This window comes from Flavobacterium sp. RSP15, from assembly GCF_003968755.1.
Taxonomy (GTDB): Bacteria; Bacteroidota; Bacteroidia; order Flavobacteriales; family Flavobacteriaceae; genus Flavobacterium.
The window spans coordinates 1-5,488 of sequence record NZ_RYDL01000026.1 but is presented as its reverse complement, the minus strand read 5'-3'; the positions used below and the strand labels follow the sequence as shown (position 1 = coordinate 5,488).

2 tRNA genes and 2 rRNA genes are annotated in these 5,488 nt (G+C 46.7%); all 4 read left to right on the top strand.

What is annotated here, in order from left to right:
• Window positions 1-394 precede the first annotated feature (394 nt).
• The 4 genes from EKM00_RS14605 to EKM00_RS14590 all read left to right on the top strand — a co-directional run bounded on the left by EKM00_RS14605 (window position 395) and on the right by EKM00_RS14590 (window position 5,478).
• Window positions 395-1,908: ribosomal RNA gene (locus EKM00_RS14605) — 16S ribosomal RNA — on the top strand.
• Window positions 1,909-2,102: 194 nt separating this feature from the next.
• A tRNA-Ile gene (locus EKM00_RS14600) sits at window positions 2,103-2,176 on the top strand.
• A gap of 127 nt (window positions 2,177-2,303) precedes the next feature.
• Window positions 2,304-2,377, top strand: a tRNA-Ala gene (locus EKM00_RS14595).
• A gap of 217 nt (window positions 2,378-2,594) precedes the next feature.
• A 23S ribosomal RNA gene (locus EKM00_RS14590) occupies window positions 2,595-5,478 on the top strand.
• The 16S and 23S rRNA genes sit together here with 2 tRNA genes alongside, the layout of an rRNA operon.
• Window positions 5,479-5,488 lie beyond the last annotated feature (10 nt).

Below are 5,488 nucleotides of genomic sequence, written 5' to 3'. Positions count from 1 at the left end.
GAAAATTTATTTTCAAAAAAAGATTTAATAAAGCTTGCGAGAATAGAAAAGGATGTTACCTTTGCACCCCGCAAAACGCGCAACGTTCGTTGACAGATTGATAAGAAAAGCAGAAGAAAGGGATAAGGAAATTATCTCAAAAAAAACTTCACATTTTTCTTGTTAGTTAAAAAGAAAGTTTTACTTTTGCACCCGCTTCGAGAAACGCTATACCAAGTGTTGGTAGAGGTGATAGAAATAAAAGAACACGTTCCTAGACATATTGAATTGACAGCCGTTTTGTCGTAAAGACAAGACAAAAGAATAAGAGTAATAGAATTGAGAGATTTGAAAAAACCACTAGAATTTAGTCGCATAAACAAAGAGAACAGATTTATCTGAACTCACACAATATACGATGAAGAGTTTGATCCTGGCTCAGGATGAACGCTAGCGGCAGGCTTAACACATGCAAGTCGAGGGGTATGTTTCTTCGGAGACAGAGACCGGCGCACGGGTGCGTAACGCGTATGCAATCTACCTTTCACAGAGGGATAGCCCAGAGAAATTTGGATTAATACCTCATAGTATAGTACCTTGGCATCAAGGAGCTATTAAAGTCACAACGGTGAAAGATGAGCATGCGTCCCATTAGCTAGTTGGTATGGTAACGGCATACCAAGGCAACGATGGGTAGGGGTCCTGAGAGGGAGATCCCCCACACTGGTACTGAGACACGGACCAGACTCCTACGGGAGGCAGCAGTGAGGAATATTGGACAATGGGCGCAAGCCTGATCCAGCCATGCCGCGTGCAGGATGACGGTCCTATGGATTGTAAACTGCTTTTATACGAGAAGAAACCCTGCTACGTGTAGCAGCTTGACGGTATCGTAAGAATAAGGATCGGCTAACTCCGTGCCAGCAGCCGCGGTAATACGGAGGATCCAAGCGTTATCCGGAATCATTGGGTTTAAAGGGTCCGTAGGCGGTCAGATAAGTCAGTGGTGAAAGCCCATCGCTCAACGGTGGAACGGCCATTGATACTGTCTGACTTGAATTATTAGGAAGTAACTAGAATATGTAGTGTAGCGGTGAAATGCTTAGAGATTACATGGAATACCAATTGCGAAGGCAGGTTACTACTAATATATTGACGCTGATGGACGAAAGCGTGGGTAGCGAACAGGATTAGATACCCTGGTAGTCCACGCCGTAAACGATGGATACTAGCTGTTGGAAGCAATTTCAGTGGCTAAGCGAAAGTGATAAGTATCCCACCTGGGGAGTACGTTCGCAAGAATGAAACTCAAAGGAATTGACGGGGGCCCGCACAAGCGGTGGAGCATGTGGTTTAATTCGATGATACGCGAGGAACCTTACCAAGGCTTAAATGTAGATTGACCGTTTTGGAAACAGAACTTTCGCAAGACAATTTACAAGGTGCTGCATGGTTGTCGTCAGCTCGTGCCGTGAGGTGTCAGGTTAAGTCCTATAACGAGCGCAACCCCTGTTGTTAGTTGCCAGCGAGTGAAGTCGGGAACTCTAACAAGACTGCCAGTGCAAACTGCGAGGAAGGTGGGGATGACGTCAAATCATCACGGCCCTTACGCCTTGGGCTACACACGTGCTACAATGGACGGTACAGAGAGCAGCCACTGGGTGACCAGGAGCGAATCTACAAAACCGTTCTCAGTTCGGATCGGAGTCTGCAACTCGACTCCGTGAAGCTGGAATCGCTAGTAATCGGATATCAGCCATGATCCGGTGAATACGTTCCCGGGCCTTGTACACACCGCCCGTCAAGCCATGGAAGCTGGGGGTGCCTGAAGTCGGTGACCGCAAGGAGCTGCCTAGGGTAAAACTGGTAACTAGGGCTAAGTCGTAACAAGGTAGCCGTACCGGAAGGTGCGGCTGGAACACCTCCTTTCTAGAGCCTTAGTGTTAGTAGCAATACACGCTAGGGAAAGAAGACTAGATATCGAAAAGGAAACAAATATTGACATTATATTACTCTTGCTGTTAGTTCAAATAATATTAGAGTCGTAAAGTTGTAAAGTCCCATGTCAAAAGTCAAGTACTTTCGACTTTAAGACCTTCGGCTTTAGACATAAGAATAAAGAGTGTCTCGTAGCTCAGCTGGTTAGAGTACTACACTGATAATGTAGGGGTCGACAGTTCGAGTCTGTCCGAGACAACAAATTAATTATCAATTGTAAATTGTTAATTATAAATTACAACACACGTTCATAAAAACAAAGGAAATTTTAGAGTTGAGAGATGGGAACATTAACAATTCACCATTAACAATTCACAATTAAAAATGGGGAATTAGCTCAGCTGGCTAGAGCGCCTGCCTTGCACGCAGGAGGTCAACGGTTCGACTCCGTTATTCTCCACGATTTTGGTCTTAAAGTCCAAAGTCGAAAGTCAAAAGTCCTAGACTTTATGACATTTGACTTTAAGACATTCGACTAAATACAGTTCATTGACATATTGAGATAAGAAAATAATAAAAAGTAGAAAGAACACTTTGGTCGTAAAGTCCCAAGTCAAAAGTCAAAAGTCTTCGGACATTAGAGATTATGACATTAAGACGTTCGACTAAAAAAAGTACAATAAGCAAAATAAGGGCGTATGGGGGATGCCTTGGCTCTCAGAGGCGATGAAGGGCGTGATAAGCTGCGAAAAGCTACGGGGATTGGCACACACGATATGATCCGTAGATACCCGAATGGGGCAACCCACTATGTTGAAGACATAGTACACCGATAGGTGGGCAAACCCGCTGAACTGAAACATCTAAGTAGGCGGAGGAGAAGAAAACAAAAGTGATTCCGTAAGTAGTGGCGAGCGAACGCGGATTAGCCCAAACCAAAGATGTTACGGCATTTTTGGGGTTGTAGGACCACGATATTTGTTGCGGATAGAATTAGAATCTACTGGAAAGTAGGGCCAAAGAAGGTGATAGCCCTGTATAAGTAATAGAAGATAACGATAGTGGTATCCTGAGTAGGGCGGGACACGAGAAATCCTGTCTGAATTTGGCGGGACCATCCGCTAAGGCTAAATACTCCTGAGAGACCGATAGTGAACCAGTACCGTGAGGGAAAGGTGAAAAGAACCGTGAATAACGGAGTGAAATAGATCCTGAAACCATACGCTTACAAGCGGTCGGAGCCCTTTCGTGGGGTGACGGCGTGCCTTTTGCATAATGAGCCTACGAGTTAACGTTGCTGGCAAGGATAAGTGGTTAAGCCACGGATCCGTAGCGAAAGCGAGTCTGAATAGGGCGCTTTAGTCAGTAGTGTTAGACGCGAAACCGTGTGATCTACCCATGGGCAGGTTGAAGCTGTGGTAACACATAGTGGAGGACCGAACCGGTTGACGTTGAAAAGTCTTCGGATGACCTGTGGGTAGGGGTGAAAGGCCAATCAAACTCGGAAATAGCTCGTACTCCCCGAAATGCATTTAGGTGCAGCGTTATGGTTAAAGTTATATAGAGGTAGAGCTACTGATTGGATGCGGGGGCTTCACCGCCTACCAATTCCTGACAAACTCCGAATGCTATATAATGTTTCATAACAGTGAGGGCTTGGGTGCTAAGGTCCAAGTCCGAGAGGGAAAGAACCCAGACCATCAGCTAAGGTCCCCAAATATACGCTAAGTTGAAAGAACGAGGTTTGTCTGCCCAGACAGCTAGGATGTTGGCTTGGAAGCAGCCATTCATTTAAAGAGTGCGTAACAGCTCACTAGTCGAGCGGACGAGCATGGATAATAATCGGGCATAAGCGTATTACCGAAGCTATGGATTTCATATTAATATGGAGTGGTAGGGGAGCATTCTCACAGGGTAGAAGGTGTATCGTAAGGTATGCTGGACTGGTGAGAAAAGAAAATGTAGGCATAAGTAACGATAATGCGGGCGAGAAACCCGCACACCGAAAGACTAAGGTTTCCACAGCTATGCTAATCAGCTGTGGGTTAGTCGGGACCTAAGGCGAACCCGAAAGGGACAGTCGATGGACAACGGGTTAATATTCCCGTACTAGTTATTACTGTGATGGGGTGACGGAGTGATGAAAGCGCCGCGAACTGACGGAATAGTTCGTTGAAGTACCTACCTATAAGACCCGCAGGCAAATCCACGGGTTTTGGGGAAATACGATAGTACTCGGATACTTCGGTAGAAGAGATAGTGCGCCTAAGGGCTTCCAAGAAAAACCTCTAAACTTCAGGTAATAAGTACCCGTACCGCAAACCGACACAGGTAGTCGAGGAGAGAATCCTAAGGTGCTCGAGAGATTCATGGCTAAGGAATTAGGCAAAATAGACCCGTAACTTCGGGAGAAGGGTCGCCCCGAGCAATCGGGGCCGCAGTGAAGAGGTCCAGGCGACTGTTTATCAAAAACACAGGGCTCTGCAAAATCGTAAGATGAAGTATAGGGCCTGACACCTGCCCGGTGCTGGAAGGTTAAGTGGAGATGTTATCTTCGGAGAAGCATTGAAATGAAGCCCCAGTAAACGGCGGCCGTAACTATAACGGTCCTAAGGTAGCGAAATTCCTTGTCGGGTAAGTTCCGACCTGCACGAATGGTGTAACGATCTGGACACTGTCTCAGCCATGAGCTCGGTGAAATTGTAGTAGCGGTGAAGATGCCGCTTACCCGCAGTGGGACGAAAAGACCCTGTGCACCTTTACTATAGCTTAGTATTGACCTTGGATAAATGATGTGTAGGATAGGTTGGAGACTGTGAAGTGGCGTCGCTAGGCGTTGTGGAGTCATTGTTGAAATACAACCCTTTGTTTATCTAGGGCCTAACCCCGCTATGCGGGGGACATTGCTTGGTGGGTAGTTTGACTGGGGTGGTCGCCTCCAAAAGAGTAACGGAGGCTTCTAAAGGTTCCCTCAGTACGCTTGGTAACCGTGCGTAGAGTGCAATGGCATAAGGGAGCTTGACTGAGAGACATACAGGTCGATCAGGTACGAAAGTAGAGCATAGTGATCCGGTGGTTCCGCATGGAAGGGCCATCGCTCAAAGGATAAAAGGTACGCCGGGGATAACAGGCTGATCTCCCCCAAGAGCTCATATCGACGGGGGGGTTTGGCACCTCGATGTCGGCTCGTCACATCCTGGGGCTGGAGAAGGTCCCAAGGGTTGGGCTGTTCGCCCATTAAAGTGGCACGCGAGCTGGGTTCAGAACGTCGTGAGACAGTTCGGTCTCTATCTACTGTGGGCGCAAGAAATTTGAGTGGATCTGATTCTAGTACGAGAGGACCGAATTGGACAAACCTCTAGTGTATCTGTTGTCACGCCAGTGGCATCGCAGAGTAGCTACGTTTGGAAGGGATAAGCGCTGAAAGCATATAAGCGCGAAACCCACCACAAGATGAGATTTCTTTTAAGGGTCGTAGGAGATGACTACGTTGATAGGCTATAGATGTAAAGGCAGTAATGTCATAGTCGAGTAGTACTAATAACCCGTAAGCTTATGTACGCTTTTCCTG